Origin of the sequence: Methanosarcina barkeri str. Wiesmoor (assembly GCF_000969985.1) — an archaeon.
In the GTDB taxonomy this organism is placed as follows: Archaea; Halobacteriota; Methanosarcinia; order Methanosarcinales; family Methanosarcinaceae; genus Methanosarcina; species Methanosarcina barkeri_B.
Genome location: NZ_CP009526.1, coordinates 1,951,335 through 1,967,546, shown reverse-complemented (window position 1 = coordinate 1,967,546; position 16,212 = coordinate 1,951,335). Strand labels below are relative to the sequence as shown.

At 38.0% G+C, this 16,212-nt stretch carries 14 protein-coding genes and 3 pseudogenes; 15 read left to right on the top strand and 2 right to left on the bottom strand.

The features are described from left to right. Positions 1-224: 224 nt before the first annotated feature. From MSBRW_RS22005 to MSBRW_RS08405, 6 genes and pseudogenes are all read left to right on the top strand, one after another. Positions 225-368, top strand: a pseudogene (locus MSBRW_RS22005) (IS5/IS1182 family transposase); the annotation flags it as partial. Between the two features lie 440 nt (positions 369-808). Continuing rightward, positions 809-1,099, top strand: a complete 291-nt coding sequence (locus tag MSBRW_RS08425) for a hypothetical protein (RefSeq protein WP_011308077.1) — start codon at positions 809-811, stop codon at positions 1,097-1,099. Between the two features lie 480 nt (positions 1,100-1,579). Next, a pseudogene (locus tag MSBRW_RS08420) lies at positions 1,580-1,843 on the top strand (IS701 family transposase); the annotation flags it as partial. 285 nt (positions 1,844-2,128) lie between these two features. Beyond that, a complete protein-coding gene (locus MSBRW_RS08415; RefSeq protein WP_011308078.1) occupies positions 2,129-3,424 on the top strand; it encodes a HEAT repeat domain-containing protein in 1,296 nt (431 codons plus the stop codon). A 39-nt stretch (positions 3,425-3,463) separates the two neighbouring features. Next, entirely contained in the window at positions 3,464-5,377 is a 1,914-nt protein-coding gene (locus MSBRW_RS08410) for an outer membrane protein assembly factor BamB family protein (protein WP_011308079.1), read from the top strand. 64 nt (positions 5,378-5,441) lie between these two features. Beyond that, positions 5,442-7,337: a PQQ-like beta-propeller repeat protein gene (locus tag MSBRW_RS08405; protein WP_011308080.1), complete on the top strand. Its 1,896-nt coding sequence runs from the start codon at positions 5,442-5,444 to the stop codon at positions 7,335-7,337. A 207-nt stretch (positions 7,338-7,544) separates the two neighbouring features. Here MSBRW_RS08405 and MSBRW_RS08400 read toward each other — a convergent pair whose 3' ends face one another. After that, positions 7,545-8,045: a hypothetical protein gene (locus MSBRW_RS08400; RefSeq protein ID WP_155398165.1), complete on the bottom strand. Its 501-nt coding sequence runs from the start codon at positions 8,043-8,045 to the stop codon at positions 7,545-7,547. Positions 8,046-8,323: 278 nt separating this feature from the next. On the opposite strand from MSBRW_RS08400, the gene MSBRW_RS08395 reads away from it, so the two are divergent. From MSBRW_RS08395 to MSBRW_RS23845, 3 genes are all read left to right on the top strand, one after another. Continuing rightward, positions 8,324-8,698 carry a hypothetical protein gene (locus MSBRW_RS08395; RefSeq protein ID WP_011308082.1) on the top strand — a complete coding sequence of 125 codons (375 nt, stop codon included), beginning with the start codon at positions 8,324-8,326 and terminating at the stop codon, positions 8,696-8,698. Positions 8,699-9,397: 699 nt separating this feature from the next. Continuing rightward, positions 9,398-9,634 (top strand): MarR family transcriptional regulator, encoded by a 237-nt coding sequence (locus MSBRW_RS23335; protein ID WP_230670026.1) that lies wholly within the window; start codon positions 9,398-9,400, stop codon positions 9,632-9,634. A 100-nt stretch (positions 9,635-9,734) separates the two neighbouring features. Then, on the top strand, positions 9,735-9,869 hold the full coding sequence (locus MSBRW_RS23845; protein WP_268990295.1) for a hypothetical protein: 135 nt from the start codon (positions 9,735-9,737) through the stop codon (positions 9,867-9,869). Between the two features lie 208 nt (positions 9,870-10,077). Here MSBRW_RS23845 and MSBRW_RS08385 read toward each other — a convergent pair. Beyond that, positions 10,078-10,537, bottom strand: a pseudogene (locus tag MSBRW_RS08385) (IS1634 family transposase); the annotation flags it as partial. Positions 10,538-10,800: 263 nt separating this feature from the next. Here MSBRW_RS08385 and MSBRW_RS08380 point away from each other — a divergent pair. From MSBRW_RS08380 to MSBRW_RS08350, 6 genes are all read left to right on the top strand, one after another. Then, positions 10,801-11,511, top strand: a complete 711-nt coding sequence (locus tag MSBRW_RS08380; RefSeq protein ID WP_011308083.1) for a S4 domain-containing protein — start codon at positions 10,801-10,803, stop codon at positions 11,509-11,511. A gap of 13 nt (positions 11,512-11,524) precedes the next feature. After that, the gene (locus tag MSBRW_RS08375) at positions 11,525-12,358 is read left to right on the top strand and encodes a DUF2119 domain-containing protein (RefSeq protein WP_329957347.1); all 834 of its coding nucleotides are present in this window, start codon (positions 11,525-11,527) and stop codon (positions 12,356-12,358) included. A gap of 63 nt (positions 12,359-12,421) precedes the next feature. Continuing rightward, a protein-coding gene (locus MSBRW_RS21030; RefSeq protein ID WP_394298281.1) for an IS1 family transposase occupies positions 12,422-13,104 on the top strand; the annotation gives its coding sequence in 2 pieces (ribosomal slippage) (positions 12,422-12,742 and positions 12,745-13,104; 681 coding nt in all). Between the two features lie 538 nt (positions 13,105-13,642). Further along, positions 13,643-14,101 carry a hypothetical protein gene (locus MSBRW_RS08360; RefSeq protein WP_011308087.1) on the top strand — a complete coding sequence of 153 codons (459 nt, stop codon included), beginning with the start codon at positions 13,643-13,645 and terminating at the stop codon, positions 14,099-14,101. Positions 14,102-14,111: 10 nt separating this feature from the next. After that, complete coding sequence (locus tag MSBRW_RS08355) at positions 14,112-14,447, top strand: PqqD family protein (protein WP_011308088.1); 336 nt, start codon at positions 14,112-14,114, stop codon at positions 14,445-14,447. Then, positions 14,440-15,819: a B12-binding domain-containing radical SAM protein gene (locus tag MSBRW_RS08350; protein WP_011308089.1), complete on the top strand. Its 1,380-nt coding sequence runs from the start codon at positions 14,440-14,442 to the stop codon at positions 15,817-15,819. The genes MSBRW_RS08355 and MSBRW_RS08350 overlap by 8 nt, the downstream gene beginning before the upstream one ends. The last annotated feature ends 393 nt before the right edge of the window (positions 15,820-16,212 follow it).

Sequence of the window (16,212 nt, the reverse complement as noted above, 5' to 3'; positions counted from 1 at the left end):
ATTTTAGTTTAGTTTCTTATTTTTAGTTTCTTATTTTAGTTTTAGGGACCTTAAAAATTGTTTGAAATAACGAGTTGTATAAATGCTTTATTCTTGAAAAAAGGATTGATTTTAATTTTTTCCTCCAAAAATACACCATATTTTTACCTAAAAACTAATTTTACTTAATTAAAAAGCGTAAAAGTTATTGAGTAAGACATATAATCCTCTTCTGGTATTTGTCTATGAAACCTCCGCTTATCCCAATAAACGAAGATTACAAATGGAAATTGCTTTCAGAGATATTCAACGTTTTTGATTTACGATCCACCAAGCAAATTCTTTCACAACGTGAAATATCACCTCTCGAAAAATCCATTCCTGCCCTGAATTAATGATAAAAAGGGATTAAAACGCCTGACTGAGAGTTAAGAAAAAAAAGCACCATATAACATTATAGAACAAGATCACAGCTATATAAAGCGGATAATTGCTCCAATATTAGGCTTAAAATCCGGTATCGAAGGATTTCGTGGTTTCGAACTCCCATCCCTCGCACTAAATTTGTGGGTTATAGATAATCCATATTTTTTGTACGCAACTGCAAATATATCAACAGTAGCATTTATTAAGAGATTAAATCATAAAATTAATTTTGAAGTTATTTAAATTAATCTCGATTTTATATTTTTTGGATATTATTTAAAAAGAGGGAAAATGATTTCAGGCGACACATATATTAGCAGGGATGGAAAAGGTTTATTTGTAAAAACTTTTAATTAATATATTAATATATTATTACTTTGGGGATGCCATGGACGGATAAGAGATGACCGCTATATTTGGGGAATTACTGAGCTTTGATCAAGAAAACGGTCCTGAGGTAAAGCTAAGGGTTTTTGGAGATGAGTTCTACGCTCGCTATGAAACGGAAGAAGGATACACCGTGATCTACGATGAAAATCTAGGAAAATTCACATATGCCAGACTAAAAGATGGCCATTTTGTCTCCAGCGGAGTTGATTTAAGCCTTAATCCACCATCTGGACTTGAAAAGCATCTAGAAGAATCAGATGAAGTGCGCATGCAAAAAGCCGAAAAAAGATTCTCACGACATTAGTTGCCATATAAAGATCAATTAGTATCATTCATTTCCATCAAATCTATTACGTTAGTTTATGAATAAACCCCTTGAAAAATAATTAGTTTTTTAAGGAATATTAAACCTTATTTGCCAAATATAATGTAGTGTCAGTCCTCTCCCAGTTAAGGTACATTCATTAAATGATCTATTTGCTGTTTAAATGACTTAAGTACTTTAATTGGTAAATTAAACGTTGATTTTTCCTTACTTTTAACATTGAATTTTATATGAATGAAAATGACATCAGATGCCTTATTTATAAATAAATATAAATTGTAAAAGAATAAAGTATTTATCTCAATTTTTTCTTGATTTAAAAGAGTATTATAAATTGTTTATCTAAAAAATTGATTTTTAGAGTGTACCTTAATTGGGGAAACCCTAAATGCATACCTATCATCTAAAATAAGCATTGTATGCCCTTAGTTTTAGTACTGATTTGGAAGGACCCTATATGAAGCAAAACGTGAGAAGTTGAAAAAGCAGTCATGGAAAATTGAGGAATATCATAGAGGAATAAAGCAATTCTGTGGTGTCGAAATATTTCAGGCAAGAGAGGAAGAGTTACAAAGAGCACATATAAAGTTCTCACTAAGAGCTTTTCTTAGACTGGAATTACAAAGAATAAAAAGTGGAGTATCATGGTTTGAAAATGCTATGAAAATTGAAAGAGTGACAGTGATGGAATATTTGAGGAATCCTCAATACACGTTAAATTAATTTGGATACTTTTAGAATTAGTAAATTTGTCTTCATCATTAAACAAAATAAATTTTCCAAAAAAATAAGAAAAATTTATATGTTTAAAGACTAAAAGGTCACTTAAAGCTAATTCTTAAATATTTTTCTTAAACTTTATTGACTATATACCAAATATACCAAAGATACTCGTGGTTGTAACTATTGCATATATTACAAACACTAATTACTTATTATAAATTAATTACTTGCTATGAACATCACAACCAGATAGCGCTAAGATATGAACATGGATCAAGTGGTTAAATGGGGATTGAAAAGTTAAAGATTCATCTTATATTTTTTGCATTGGTTATTCTCCAGTTATCTATGTTTTCTGGCATTAATGTAGCCAGTGCTGCTTCAGATGAGCAAAATATTGAGGCCTTAATTGAGAATTTCAATGAACAGGATGTAGATGTCAAAGCTGACTCCGTAAAAGCTCTGGTCGAAGCTGGGAAGCCCGCAGTAGGACCTTTAATACAGGCACTGGATTCCAAAGACCTGGAAATCCGTGAAAACGCGGCTATTACTCTTGGTAAGATCAAAGATGAAAGAGCTATCGATCCACTCATCAAATTGTTAACGGATGAAGAGTGGGAAGTTGAAAGTGCTGCAACCAATGCTCTTGTTGAAATAGGGGAACCTGCTGCAGAGCCTCTTATTAAGATCTTACAGGATGAAAACGAAGATGTTTTTCTACAGATGAAAGTTATTGCAGTCCTTGCTGGAATAAAAGATGAAAGAGCAATTCAGCCTATGATTCAGGCCTTGAAAGAAGAACCAGAACTTGATGCAGATCTGGGTTATAACCTTGGTCTGATGGGCGAATCTGCTGTAGAGCCTTTGATCCAGGCTCTTAACGATGAAGACTCCAGAGTTCGGGTGCGTGCAGCTGAAGCTCTCGGTAGACTTGGAGATAAACGCGCGATTGATCCTCTTACAGATGCCCTGAATGATAAGGATGAGACTGTTAGGACATTTGCAAAAATTGGACTTAAAAGCATCGAAGCTCAAAAGAAAAATACATTTATTGCAACTTATGGAAGAGAACGCGAATTTTACATTGAAGATCAGAGACGAGAATGGTTAAGTAAACTTGATACAGTCTACAAACTTTCCGGAAATTCCATGGAACCTTATACTTATCCTCAGGGTCCGGTTATAAGCTATGGCTGGAGCATTGAAAACCGTATAGGAGTAGGAATTCTGGAAGGCTCGGAAGTTAACAATTCAACTCTTGATGATATTTACAATATATTTGACCAGGCGGGAAAAGAGATTGGAGTTGCCGATGTGCCTGTCATATTTAGCTATGCAGAATTTGGTCATGATGACCTGGGAGTTGAACAGGAGACGGCAGAAAAGACGGCAGAAAAAACTGAAGAAAATGAAAAAATTAACGAATTGATGGGCAGTGAAGAAATTAACGGAACTAAAAAAGCTAACGAAACTGAAGAATCGGCGGAAGATTTACAGTTGCCAGTTAGTATTCCAGGACTCGGGGTAATGTTTGTTTTTTCAGCGTTAGTGATTTCAGCACTTATAGTAAACAGGCGCTGATTTAAATGTGATTCAAATCTTCGGTATGGGTTGAGGTATATGCGTCCTGCGATAACGAATTCATTCATTCTCGCGTTATTATTACTTGTTATTTCAGTTATTCCCGTTTCAAACGTTTCGGCGGCCGAAATAGTTCTCGATACTGAACATCATCATCTTGGTGACGATTTTAAAGAAGAATTGAACCCGGTTGATCCTGAAGGGCTGGTTTACACAGCAAATTTTACCCTGAACCCTTCGGTGGGTATAGAAAGTGCAGAACTCACATTGACAGGCAGAAGTATTGTTCCGGGACCAACAGATGAATATTCAGATAACGTATATCTCAATGAGGTAAAAATAGGGTCCCTTAATGATTATGTTCCGGCAGAAACTCCGAATTATGTTGCAGTAAATATTACAATTCCGTTTCATCCTTCTCTTTTCAATCCAGGAAATAATACCCTGAAAATCAGCGCCGGAAGTGATGCTACTGGCAGTAACTACGATGACTTTGAGTTTTATGACGTTTCATTCCATCTAAGTGAAACTGAACCTGTAACACTTGAGCCACCTTTAAAAGTTGCCTGGACTTATGAACTACCCTGGGAGCTTGGGTATGAGATACCTCCAGAGGTAACACTTGCTGCGGATGGGGTCATCTACCTTGCCAGAGAGGATTTTGGAAAGACTGTTATTATAGCAGTGGATGCGGAAACAGGTGTCTTACTCTGGAATAAGGAATGGAGTGATGAACAGGGTATTAGCCTAGAGTATAAGGATGGAGTTTTGTTTGCCGTATACTCTTCAAATATTGATGCATTGAACGCAAAAACCGGAAAACTGTTGTGGAGTAAAGAATATCGGAGTGTCACGTGGGGAAATCCCGTTATTTTTGGAAATACGTTGTTTATCAGCACACCTGACGACAGATATGTGGCTGCTATTGATGCGGAAAACGGAGCTTTTAAATGGGAATATGAATTCAACAGAACCGACTTTGGAACTGAAGGGAGCAGCTATTACAGGTTGTCAGGGCCTGTGGTGAATGGAAATTTCGTGGTATTCAGATACTATGCATCTCATTCCATCTATACTGAACCCATCGCAATACCTGAAGATCCAGAGTTAGAGCCGGAACTGGAAAAACCCATAGTAAAAGAGGGTTTAATTGCGCTCAACGCGCATACGGGAAAGGTGATCTGGGAATATGTATATCCAGCCGAGGTTTTATATTTCGAACCTTTCCTTTACAGAGACCTGGTTTATACTACTCTGAGCGAGAGAAATATTCTCGCATTGTCTGTTGAATCCGGAGAAGAAGTCTGGAAAACAAACAACGGCAAATGGTCAAATGTTGTTGAAGCAATAAATGGCAAATTATTTGTTGATTTTTCAAGTCCTGGCATCTTACAGGCAGAAACTGGCAAAATCTTGAATGAGTATCCCGGTTCAAAAGTAAGTTTTTCCTCAGCTGTTATCAGCGATAAATTCGTATATTCCACGGACCGGAACAATATACATGTTTTTAATTCCAGTACCGGAGAACTCATATGGAGCAGCAGCAAAATAAAAGGATATGATGTGTCGAAGCCCATACTTCACAAAGGCAAATTATACCTGATTTCATCAGAGGGGACGCTGTATGCATTTGAGCATGGGGAAGAAGGTATGTTCGTTACAAAGGGCCTGGAGAGTTCTGCATTATATTATTTTCCTCAAATTGCCATTGCTGCAATGTTAATTCTACTGGTCATACTTCTGATCAAAGTAAAAAACAGGGCCCTTGTCTTTGGTTCCTGGCTAATAGCTCTAACAGGGGTTATTTTTCTATCTCTTAAAGCCTTAGAACCTTATACCGTAGAGTTTGTATTCGGATTCATGTCTGCTTTTGTCTTCTTGTTTATGTTTGTAATCTTTTTAATCGGCATTGCTTTTCTTAGGTATGGGATCAGGAAGATGAAGCATCCTTGAGGAGAATTGAGATCTTTGGAGTTTACTGGATGAATAAAAAGAGTACATAATTCGGAGAAGCATAATGAAAAGATTGTTGTGCATAGTACTGTTATTGTTTGCTTCTATTCTAGCTTTAGCTGCTTCCATTTCAAATGTTTCGGCGGCTGAAATCGTTCTCGATACCGGACACCATCATTTTGGTGACGATTTTAAAGAAGAATTGAATCCAGACGATCCTGAAGGACTGGTTTACACAGCAAATTTTGCCCTGGACCCTTCAGTGAATATCGAAAGTGCAAAACTCACATTGACGGTCAGAAGTATTGTTCCTGGCCCGACGGATGAATTTTCAGATAAAGTCTATCTCAATGAGATAGAAATAGGTTCCCTTAATGACTATGTTCCGGCAGAAACTCCGGATTCTGTTGCAGTGAATATTACAATTCCGGTTCATCCCTCTCTTTTCAATCTAGGAAACAATACCCTGAAAATCAGTGCCGGAAGTGATGCTAATGGCAGTAACTACGATGACTTTGAGTTTTATGACGTTTCATTCCATCTAAGCGAAGCTGAACCTGTAACACTTGAGCCACCTTTAAAAGTTGCCTGGACTTATAAATTGCCCTGGAAATATGTTTGTGAGAAGCCAGCTGTGAAAACACTTGTTAAGGACGGGGTTCTCTACCTTAGTGGAGATCTTGAGGAGGGTCTTATAGCAGTTGATGCAGAAACAGGTGAAACACTATGGAGTAAGGAATGGAGTGCCAGTCTGGCGTATAAGAATGGAGTTCTGTTTGCGTTGCACTCTTCAAAAGTTGAGGCACTGGATGCAAAGACCGGTAAACCGTTATGGAGTAAGGAGTATTCTGATATCGAGTGGGATAATCCCCTCATTTTTGGAGATACATTATTTGTCAGCACGCCTTACGACAGGTATGTGGCTGCTATTGATACTGAAACTGGCATTTTGAAATGGAAATACGAATTCAATATTACATCCTTTGAAACTGGTGGAAGCAATTATTACCAAATGTCAGGTCCTCTGATGAATGGAAATACTTTTGTGTCCAGATATTCTGCCATTCATTCCATCTATACCGAACCCGTCGAAATAGATCCTGATGAGCCAGAACCAGAGACTGATGAGCCTGAAGTAGAAGAGGGTTTAGTTTCCCTGGATGCAAATACAGGAAAAGAGATATGGAGATACCCAAACTTAAGCACATACTCTTACAGCCCCTTCCTTTACAAAGACCTGATTTATATTGAGAATAATGGAACTATTCTCGCGTTGTCCGTTGAGTCTGGCGAAGAGGTTTGGAAAACAAATGCTGGTGAGTGGGCGGATATTATTGAAGTAAAAAATGATAAAATGCTCGTTAATACCGGCAAATCTTTCCTGTTAAATGCAAGCACCGGAGAAGTCTTAAAAGAACTCCCATATCCCGAACTTCCGGTTGCGTCGTCCATGATAACTGACAAATATGTATATTCAACAGGCCCATATAACATAAGAGTGTTTAATTCCGATACAGGAAAACCTGTATGGGCCAGTAGCCGAATAAGAGGTACCTCAGTATCGGACCCAACGGTCTACAAAGACAAACTATACCTGGTTTCAACTGAAGGTATATTGTACTCCTTTGAACACGGCGAAGAAGGTTTGCTCTTTACCAGGGGGCTCGAGAGCTCTGCTACTTTTTATTTCCCCCCGATTGCTATTGTCGGAATGATTCTTCTGCTAGCATTACTCCTTAGAAATCGCAGTAATAAGTCCCTTGTACTTGGTTCCTGGCTGATAGCTTTGTCAGGTGTCCTTTTGCTCTCGCTTAAAGCCATCGATCCTTATACCTGTGCCTGGAGTTTACTTGGTTTTCTATCTATTATGATCTTTTTTTTCTTCGTACCTCTAGCCCTTCTTGTTGGCATTGCGTTTCTTGTTTACGGGATCCGAAAGAAGAAAGCCTGGGGGAAATAATAAGGAAGGGGGACTGATATGAACGCAATTGAAGTGTACAGGATCTGACCTGAAGGAGGAATGAAGAAATGATAAGCAACACTGATGTATTGCAATACGGAACTGATGACAGAAAATTGTCAGGTTTGAAAGATAAACTGGTAGAAAATAATCCTTTAACATTAGTCTTTTCCTTATTTTTTCATTTCAGCAATCTAGTCAGCCTGCTTATAGGCCCCTCTTTATTGATTCGTTTCCTTCAATCTTTATTGATTCGTTTCCTTCAATCTTTGTTGATTCGTTTCCTTCAATCTTTGGTTCCAAGACATTACCAAAATTATTTGTTGCTTGTTCCGATAGATTCTGTCTCCCGAGATAATCTTCAATCTCCAGTCTTTTCATTTCTTCAGGATAGTTTTCAGGAAGGTGTTCCAGATCCTCAAGACTTTCAATCCGGACGGGCTCAAGTTTCTGGTCTTCTTCGAGCATTTTCCTTACCGTCTCGTTCTGTTCGGCAAGGGCGTGAATTTCATCGTTGCTGAGCCGGTTTAATTCGTCACCTTCTTCGAACCAGGGGTCGCCTTCATCAAACCAGGTCGCACTTGCGTTTTCTTCCCCTTCCTCTTCCCTTTCCCCTTGATCTGCAACTTTTTGTATGCCCTCAGCAGGCGCAAAGAAGGCAACAGCCAGCAATAGCGCAATAACCAGCGCAGCCATTCCTGATTTCACGTTTCAAATCACCTGCCATGCTCTGTTATTTATTTTTCGGTTCTCTTTTTCCTCTGCATACTTTATCCCGATTCCGCACTTTTTAAATATTAGATCTATTTGTCTTTTTTTCTTCATAGTATCAAACTAAATGAAAAAAGTTAAATTTTATATTAGTATATTTTATAATATTTACACATTAGTTTTTTCACAGAAAAGTTATATGATTTAATATTTATTTCTTATTTTGTAAAGTCGTCGATTTCCTGTATTCTACACTTGTCTGTGGAGAAGCTTTTATGAAGAAAACCTGGGCAGCAATAATCGTATTTTTCGTATGTGTTTTTGGAATTCTCGGTACATTTTACGAAAGCCAGGTAAAGGCAGCCGCTGATGTGGTCCTTTTTGGCCATGTGAGTTATACGGATGAGGAACTGCAGGAGTTGTATGAAAAATATGATATTACGGAAAATGACCTCAAATTTGCCAGAGGAGAACTCCCGAATTATCTGGACGGCACGGTTTTTCAAAGTAACTCAAGAGTCATTGTCAGCGAGACAGGAGAGTCACCGGAGAGTTCGAAAGAAGGTGTGGATTATGACGTTGTAATGAGCGAGCAGGAAATGTTAGCAATAATAGAGGAAGCAAGGGCAGCTTATATTAAAAAATATTGAGTAGACCCCTCAAATCCCAAAATTGACGAGGTCGACGGCTATCTTATCCCGGTACAGGAGGCAAGAAAAATCGCGTTTCTTAGCATGGTAAGAGAAATAGAGTGAACTACTCGTTAAATCTAAAGATTTAACGGGCTTCCTAATTTATAGATGACCATCAACATTTCCAAAGGCTTTAATTCTGGCTGAAATAGCTCTCGATCTCATATATCACCGCCTTTGAGATACTTTTAAAGAAGAATTAACCACGGCTGAGTCGGAAGGGCTAGTTTACGTCTTAACATTTTCCCTTAATTCGTCAGCGATATAGAAAATGCAGAACTTATAGTGTCGGTTAAAAGCGTTGTTCCGGAATCAACTTTTGGAATAATTTCCTTTCGTGGCCTCTGTGCTGGTATTTGGGGATCATGGAGAATCCACTACCCTATATTCTGCCGTCCACTACCCTATATTCTGCCCGCTGAATTCCTCTACAGCAGACTGGTTTTCATATTTATTGGCGTCATTATGTTCGCATTTGCCTGTAGAAGGTCTAAAACCTGAGTTCCGTCGTCTGTTCCTGCAAGACTTATCCTGGAATGCAGAGGTGAATATTATAATTATATTTTTTAGCGGAAGGAAAATTTTTAATATTAGTTAGCCCAACTATATACTCCTTTTTCCACTTATGGGGAGCAAAAACGGAAATTTCCAGGCTTCTTGAAAAAATGGACCATCATTATTTTAAAAAATTTAAAAGAATGTGAATTCTTAGAGGAATACAATGATATCACCTGCAATGTCTTCCTCTATCTCAAAAAAATTAATTTCCTGGGCAATCCCACGATCTCCGAACTGGCAAAGGCCATGGAGGTCAGCAAACCCTCTGCCAGCAACATGGTTTCTAAAATGGTGGAAAAAGGTCTGCTGAAAACAAAGGCTTATCAGAAAAACTGAAAGATCTGCCTGCTTAAACTTGCCGATAAAGGAAAAAAGGTAGTTGAGATCGAATACTGAGCCGATATGAGGTTCTATGAAAAGATCCGGAAAATTCTGGATGAAGAAGAATTTGAGGTTATGGAGAAAACTCTTTGAGAAAATCATTTCCGGGCTTGATGAGGAAAAAATAGCCACGGTTATTGCTTTCTCTCTTTCCGGAATTCTGCTAGCTCTGTATTTTTTCAGCGGATGAGCCTGGCTGAAACTAAAACCCCGTTCCTTCTCTCTGGAGCCGAGAATAATTATCAAAGAGTTCATCCCAAAACTTGAAATTTGCTTCTTAGGCTTTGTATTTCGAAGAATCAATAAAGCTCAAGATCACGAAAACAACTTTGAAAAATTTTCAACGATTACTAATAAAGTGTCTTTTGGGATAGGCTCAAAATTATGAGAACAGGCCTCATTGATTTGACGTTATTGGCAGAGTACAAAGCACTGTCAGCTATGTAATAAACATCGTCAGGGAAAGTTATGATTTCTTGAAGTTTTTTCATTGCTTCAATTGGTTTCTTTGTCTGATATTATCAGAGTAGGCCTTTGCAAATAATGGTATTCCATACTGTGATTCGTTATCATTCCGAGTCCAAAACGTTTCAGGCCATCTCTACCGTCTTTTGCATGACCATATGTGGTTTCTATGGTAGACCCGTCATCGATATATTTGTAGTCTCCATGAAATATAAAATTAGTAGTTTCAGATTGGAGAAGTTGAGTCCTGATGTTAACAATTTCCAGCATTTTCAGGGCAAGCTTCATGAAAAGGTGAGTAGAATCTGCTTTATATATTTCATCAAGAGTTCGCCCTAAAACATCATCAGTCAGGTAAGAAGCACTGATCTCGGTACCAAGGAGCCTTTCAACACGAGAGAGTTTCAAAGTTCGACTATCTTATAGTTATTTGACACCTGTAGAACGCGGGGAAGGGCCTGGGAATTATTCTCAAAAGAGAAAGGAATGAACCAGGAAGCTTCTCTCTCGAAACTGAGCCGAAAGGCGAAGAATTAAGGGAGACGTAGTTCACAATTAGAACAATTGCCAGGATTCCCCAGAATCGAATATTCCAACACTCACCGACGTGCTATCTATACTATCTATATATACAGGCTCTGCCGATACAATGCCCCATGAGACTGGATGCGTACATTGTAGATATGGGCCATTTCAAGTCAAGGGGTCGAGCCAAGAAGGCTATCCTTGCCGGAAATGTTAAGGTAAACGGCGCGGTGATAACAAAGGCCTCCCGAGACGTGTCTACTGATGATATAATCGAGGTTACTGAGGGCCTGGATCAGCCTCAGGGCTATTTCAAACTTAAGCTTATTCAGGAAGAAAGCGGGATTCTTAAGCCTGGAGATGAAGTGCTTGACCTTGGCTCCAGTGCAGGCGGCTTTCTTCTTTTTGCCTCGGAAATTGTAGGCCATATAAAAGGCATAGAGTTCAGCAAGGACTTCAGAAGCGAACTTGGAAAAATTGCATACGAAAAGGAAAATGTTGAGGTAATATTCGGAGATGTCTTCACCATACCCCTGAATTTGCTCTCAGACGAGCCCGTGGATGTGATTCTTTCGGATATGACCCTCGAACCTGAGGACTCAATCAAGGCTCTTTCGAGAGTGCTGCCTCTGCTGAAACCTGGGGGAAAGCTGCTTCAGGTTATCAAAATTCCGAAAAAGAAGAACCCAAAACCGATCCTGAGTAAAATCGAGAACCTTGGACTTGAAATTCAGCAGGTTATTAATCCCAAAAAACAGGAAATTTATGTGGTCACAAGAAAACCCCTTCCCGAAGAGAAAGAATCGCTTACAGAAGATCAGCCCGAAAAAAATGAGTTTTGAGGCCTCAAAACAGATGAATACTGACAGAATAGAGAATTCAGGCGGAATAGAGAATTCTGAAGCAATAAAGAATTCTGAAGCAACAGAGAATTGTAAATCAATAAAGAATTCTGAAGCAACAGAGAATTGTAAATCAATAAAGAGTTCTGAAACAATAGGGAATTCTAAAGGAAAAGGGAACCCCAACGGAAAAGAGAACTCAGAGGATTCTTTTTTCGGCAAGCACGAATGCACAGAAATGCGATCAGATTCGTATCCTGATGCCAGAATGAGAATTTACGGTCATGGGAAACCGGTTCGGCTCTTTGTTGCAGGCCTTCATGGAGATGAATGGAAAGACACAACTGGCCTCCTGAAGAGAATCAAACCTCCTGAAACTGGTTCTCTGGCTCTGATTCCACTTGTAGACTGCGGAAAGTACATTTCAACCCTTAACCCGCATTACTACCCCGAAACTGGAAAAAAGATCATCAGGGCGATTGAAGAATTAAAGCCTGAAATTTACATTGAGCTTCACTCCTATTCCGGTGAAAATATAGATAAACTGGCCGGAAAGAACAGGCTTGAACTCATAGGAGTGCCTGCTTACAGCATCCTCAAAGAAGGAGTACTACTTGGTTCGGTCTCTCCCTGGGTTAGAAGAAAGTATTTTCCTAAAGAGGCCCTCTGCCTTTCTTTTGAACTTCGAAAAGGAAGTGTGGAATCAAGAAAATTTGCCGCCCACATGCTTGAAGTTCTAAAGGAAATTCAATCAAGGGACGAATTCATTGAATATATGAAAAAAGAGTATCCTGCTCAGGCGAAGAAGGCAATGGAAGATTACCTGCAGTTTTACGGAGAAACATGACTTTTCAATCTGCGGCTTTGGTAGTTAACTATAGTTATATATTATGAGAACCTATATTTCTATATGAACTGCCCAAGATGTAATAGTTCCACTCACAAAAAGAATGGTATAGTTTTTGGACGTCAACGCTACAAATGCCATGATTGTGGATATAACTATACCGTAGAGGTAAAATCAACTTCTATCTCCCCTTCTGTTAAGAGACAGGCTTTGCAACTCTATCTTGAAGGGTTAGGATTTCGCTCAATAGGACGATTTTTAGGGGTAAGTCATGTTTCTGTCCAAAAATGGATAAAGAAATTTGGTCAGGAGTTAGAGGACCTAAAAAGTGAAAATGAGATATCTATTGTTGAAATGGATGAGATGCACACTTACATCGGTAACAAAAAAAATATTGCTGGATCTGGATTGCTGTTGATAGAGTTGGGAAAAAATTCATCAACTGCTCTTTTGGGAACAGAGGAACGGAAACTGGACAACTAATATGGGAAAAATTAAAGCAGAAAGAGATTGGAGAAGTGATGACAGATCACTGGAGAGCATATGCAGAGTTTCTTCCAGAAAATATTCATATTCAATCCAAAGCCGAAACGTATACAGTTGAAGGATTTAATGGCATATTGAGGCACTTTCTGGCAAGGTTGAGACGAAAGACAAAATGTTATACGAAGAGTATTGAAATGCTAAAGTACTCTGTTCTTCTATTGATGAAACACAGAAATAAAGAGATCGCTATAATTAGTTAACAATATTCGTGACAGCTACTTTACCGAACCAGCAACTGTTATTTTGACTTTTGTCCGTTATCCATAGATTTACATGCCTATTCTGAGATTTTTTGCAACGGAATCATTTTTAGTAAAAATTAGGTCATCCTCTATTATCTGGTTGATATTATTCTCAAATGCTCATAAAGTAGTTTTCAGATCCTTTTTGTTACGAACCTCAGTGTAACTGTGGCTGACTTTCATCCCTTGCATAAAAACGCAATTATTTGTCGTACTGAATATTTAACCATGGTAATATCAACCATGTAACACTGGACGACCAAAAATTATATTAATTAAATATTCACTTTGTAAAATAGAAACTTTTTTATGTGATAAAAGTTATAATGTTCAACTGTTCTGTTAAATGGTTAACAATTTGAATTAATCTCTTCATAAAACTATCATTTTAAAAATATATTTGAAGATGTTTTAAACTATTTGGAAAAGTATTAACCATAGTATAGAATGGACTATTAATTATTTGAAGATATATTTAGTTGCGGGAATGATATTAATGGGAAAACTTGATAAATATTCTCATAATTTAGAAATTAAAACAAAAGTAGATAAATGGAATGAGCCATTGTATAGAATTCTGACAGGGCACGAAGATTTACTACGAGTAACATCTGATTTTCCTAAACTCGGAAAATTACCTGCTTTAGGCAAAATAAATGCTGTGGAAGATTTTGAATATATAGGTAATGGCGGTGAACGAGCAAATGCAGCAGTTGCAGTAGTTGTAGTGGTTGTCTGTGTTGCAGTGGCTGCTCGCCCAAGTGTTGCTAGCGACGAAATAATTAGAGCAAAGTTACTAGATGTTTACAACCCTGTAGAAAGAGAGACACTTCACAATGCTATTCTCACGGTGCAGAAAGAACCGGAATTAATCAAAGAAACATTAGGGCTTGATGAAAAGGCTACTGGCGATATGATGAGTCGGATGGAAAGAGTTGAAAAACTCCTAGTTTGAAGGCTTTAAGATGTTGTTGTCACAGAAATATGAGAATTTCCTCAAAAAAGTGCCTAGGCGTACAAATGAATGCTGGCTAGGAGACATATATAAAGATGATGAAATATATGTATGTGGTTATAAGTTTCTTGTATGCTTTGAGGAAACAGCCTTGCGGATCTGGCAACTAATGGATGGAAGCAGAACAATTCTAGAGTTGGTAGAACAATTATGTAGGGAATATGCTCCAGTTAACGAAAGTAAAGTTCTTGAAGACACAATCAGTTATATAATGCAGCTTGAAAAAATAGGTTTAGCTGCATGGCTTTCACGTCCCCTTTTTGAGGAGGTTCAATTAGATGATTGATCGAAATCATATTCTATTGTTGCAGGCGCCAACTCCAGGACCACAAAACCGTATCGTAGCCAAGCCATCTGCAATTCCTCCTCTAGGTCTTGGCTATATTGCATCTTTTTTGCTAAATGATGGTTTTGAAGTACGTATTTCAGATATGGACGTTGAAGATGTTAATGTTAGAGAACTCCAGCAGATTCTCGAATCGTTCTCTCCCATTGTTGTGGGAATTTCAACCACAACATTGACATTTAAAAACGGCTTGCGAGTTGCAAAAACAGTAAAACACTTTCTACCAACGTGTATAGTCTGCCTTGGTGGGCCACATGTAACTGTTAATTATCACGAAGCATTAAATTATCCTTTTGTAGATATTGTAGTCCGAGGCGAAGGTGAAATTACTTTTCTAGAGTTGTGCCGTGCTGCAGCAAAAGAAAATAAGCTCCCACTCAACATTGAAGGTACAGCTGTACGTTCTAAAGATGAGATAATAACTCTGCCAAGAAGAGCAAGAATAATCAATTTAGATGCATTACCATTTCCTGCTAGGCACTTAATGCCTCTACATCTTTATAACATACCAGGTACCATCCTTACAAGTCGTGGTTGCCCCTCAAACTGCGGTTTTTGTGCTGGTCCGGTGGTAATGGAAAGGAAATATATTGCACGTAGCGCAAAAAATGTAATTGCAGAAGTGCAAATGTGCATAGATAAATTCCGTATAACATCTTTTTATTTTGTTGATGATACCATGACTCACGATACACAGCGTTTGATGGATATCTGCGATGGGCTTCGCCAAATAAAAATTCCTCCATCAATTACCCGAAATCTTAAGTGGACCTGCGAATCCCGTGCTGATGCCGTTACTCCAGAAATACTGCAAGACATGAGGAGTGCTGGTTGTACAACTATCCAATTTGGCATGGAGTCAGGATCACAACAGCTACTAGATCAGCTTGGCAAAAAAATTACTTTAAAGCAAATAGAAAATGCCGTTATATGGTCTCGAGAAGCAGGGATTAGTCCAGTTTTAAGCATGGTTTTCCCTCATCCTAACGAAACAGAAAAAACACTTCAGGAGACGTTCAATTTCATAAGAAGGTTATATGAAATTGGTGCGGAGAAGATAATCCCTTCATTGCTAACGTTATTCCCAGGAACCCGCTTTATGGATCAAAGGGAAAAACTTGGAATAAAACTACTTACAAATGATACCGAAGAGTACAACCTCGGAACTCCTATCCTCACAACGCGTTATTTAGATTTAAATTCAATTGCCAATGGTTATTCTCAACTTTTGATGCTAACACAAAATTTAGGTGGTAATGAAATAGGAGGAATTGGTATCGATGATGAACAGAACAATTTTTCTCATCCATGATTAATAATGAGCCTATCCCGACACTCAAAATTTGATTTTTGAATCTCGTATTGGGACGATCAATTGAATTCTTAATCACTAAAATGATCCTGAAAACTCATGATGATTTAGAATAAAATAAGTTTTGGGATAGGCTCAATTAATAAAGAAACATCGGTTCCGTTGCAAAAAATCTCAGAAGGCATGTAAATCTATGGATAACGGACAAAAGTCAAAATATTCGAGAAATGTATTAATATTATAGAACTATTCTAAATAATGGTTAACGCATTTAACTGCATTAATACACCTGGCTAATTATTATCTAATTTTATAAGGCTATGATTATTTTACTCATATTTTATGTTGAAGATACACTCATCGAAGGCAAAAATACCAGAGTCTTAAAATCAA

Excerpts from the sequence above, each read along its gene's own strand:
- MSBRW_RS08425 (WP_011308077.1), top strand. The coding sequence starts at position 809 with ATGACCGCTATATTTGGGGAATTACTGAGCTTTGATCAAGAAAACGGT.
- MSBRW_RS08415 (WP_011308078.1), top strand. The coding sequence starts at position 2,129 with ATGGGGATTGAAAAGTTAAAGATTCATCTTATATTTTTTGCATTGGTT.
- MSBRW_RS08410 (WP_011308079.1), top strand. The coding sequence starts at position 3,464 with ATGCGTCCTGCGATAACGAATTCATTCATTCTCGCGTTATTATTACTT.
- MSBRW_RS08405 (WP_011308080.1), top strand. The coding sequence starts at position 5,442 with ATGAAAAGATTGTTGTGCATAGTACTGTTATTGTTTGCTTCTATTCTA.
- MSBRW_RS08395 (WP_011308082.1), top strand. The coding sequence starts at position 8,324 with ATGAAGAAAACCTGGGCAGCAATAATCGTATTTTTCGTATGTGTTTTT.
- MSBRW_RS23845 (WP_268990295.1), top strand. The coding sequence starts at position 9,735 with ATGAAGAAGAATTTGAGGTTATGGAGAAAACTCTTTGAGAAAATCATT.
- MSBRW_RS08380 (WP_011308083.1), top strand. The coding sequence starts at position 10,801 with ATGAGACTGGATGCGTACATTGTAGATATGGGCCATTTCAAGTCAAGG.
- MSBRW_RS08375 (WP_329957347.1), top strand. The coding sequence starts at position 11,525 with ATGAATACTGACAGAATAGAGAATTCAGGCGGAATAGAGAATTCTGAA.
- MSBRW_RS08360 (WP_011308087.1), top strand. The coding sequence starts at position 13,643 with ATGGGAAAACTTGATAAATATTCTCATAATTTAGAAATTAAAACAAAA.
- MSBRW_RS08355 (WP_011308088.1), top strand. The coding sequence starts at position 14,112 with ATGTTGTTGTCACAGAAATATGAGAATTTCCTCAAAAAAGTGCCTAGG.
- MSBRW_RS08350 (WP_011308089.1), top strand. The coding sequence starts at position 14,440 with ATGATTGATCGAAATCATATTCTATTGTTGCAGGCGCCAACTCCAGGA.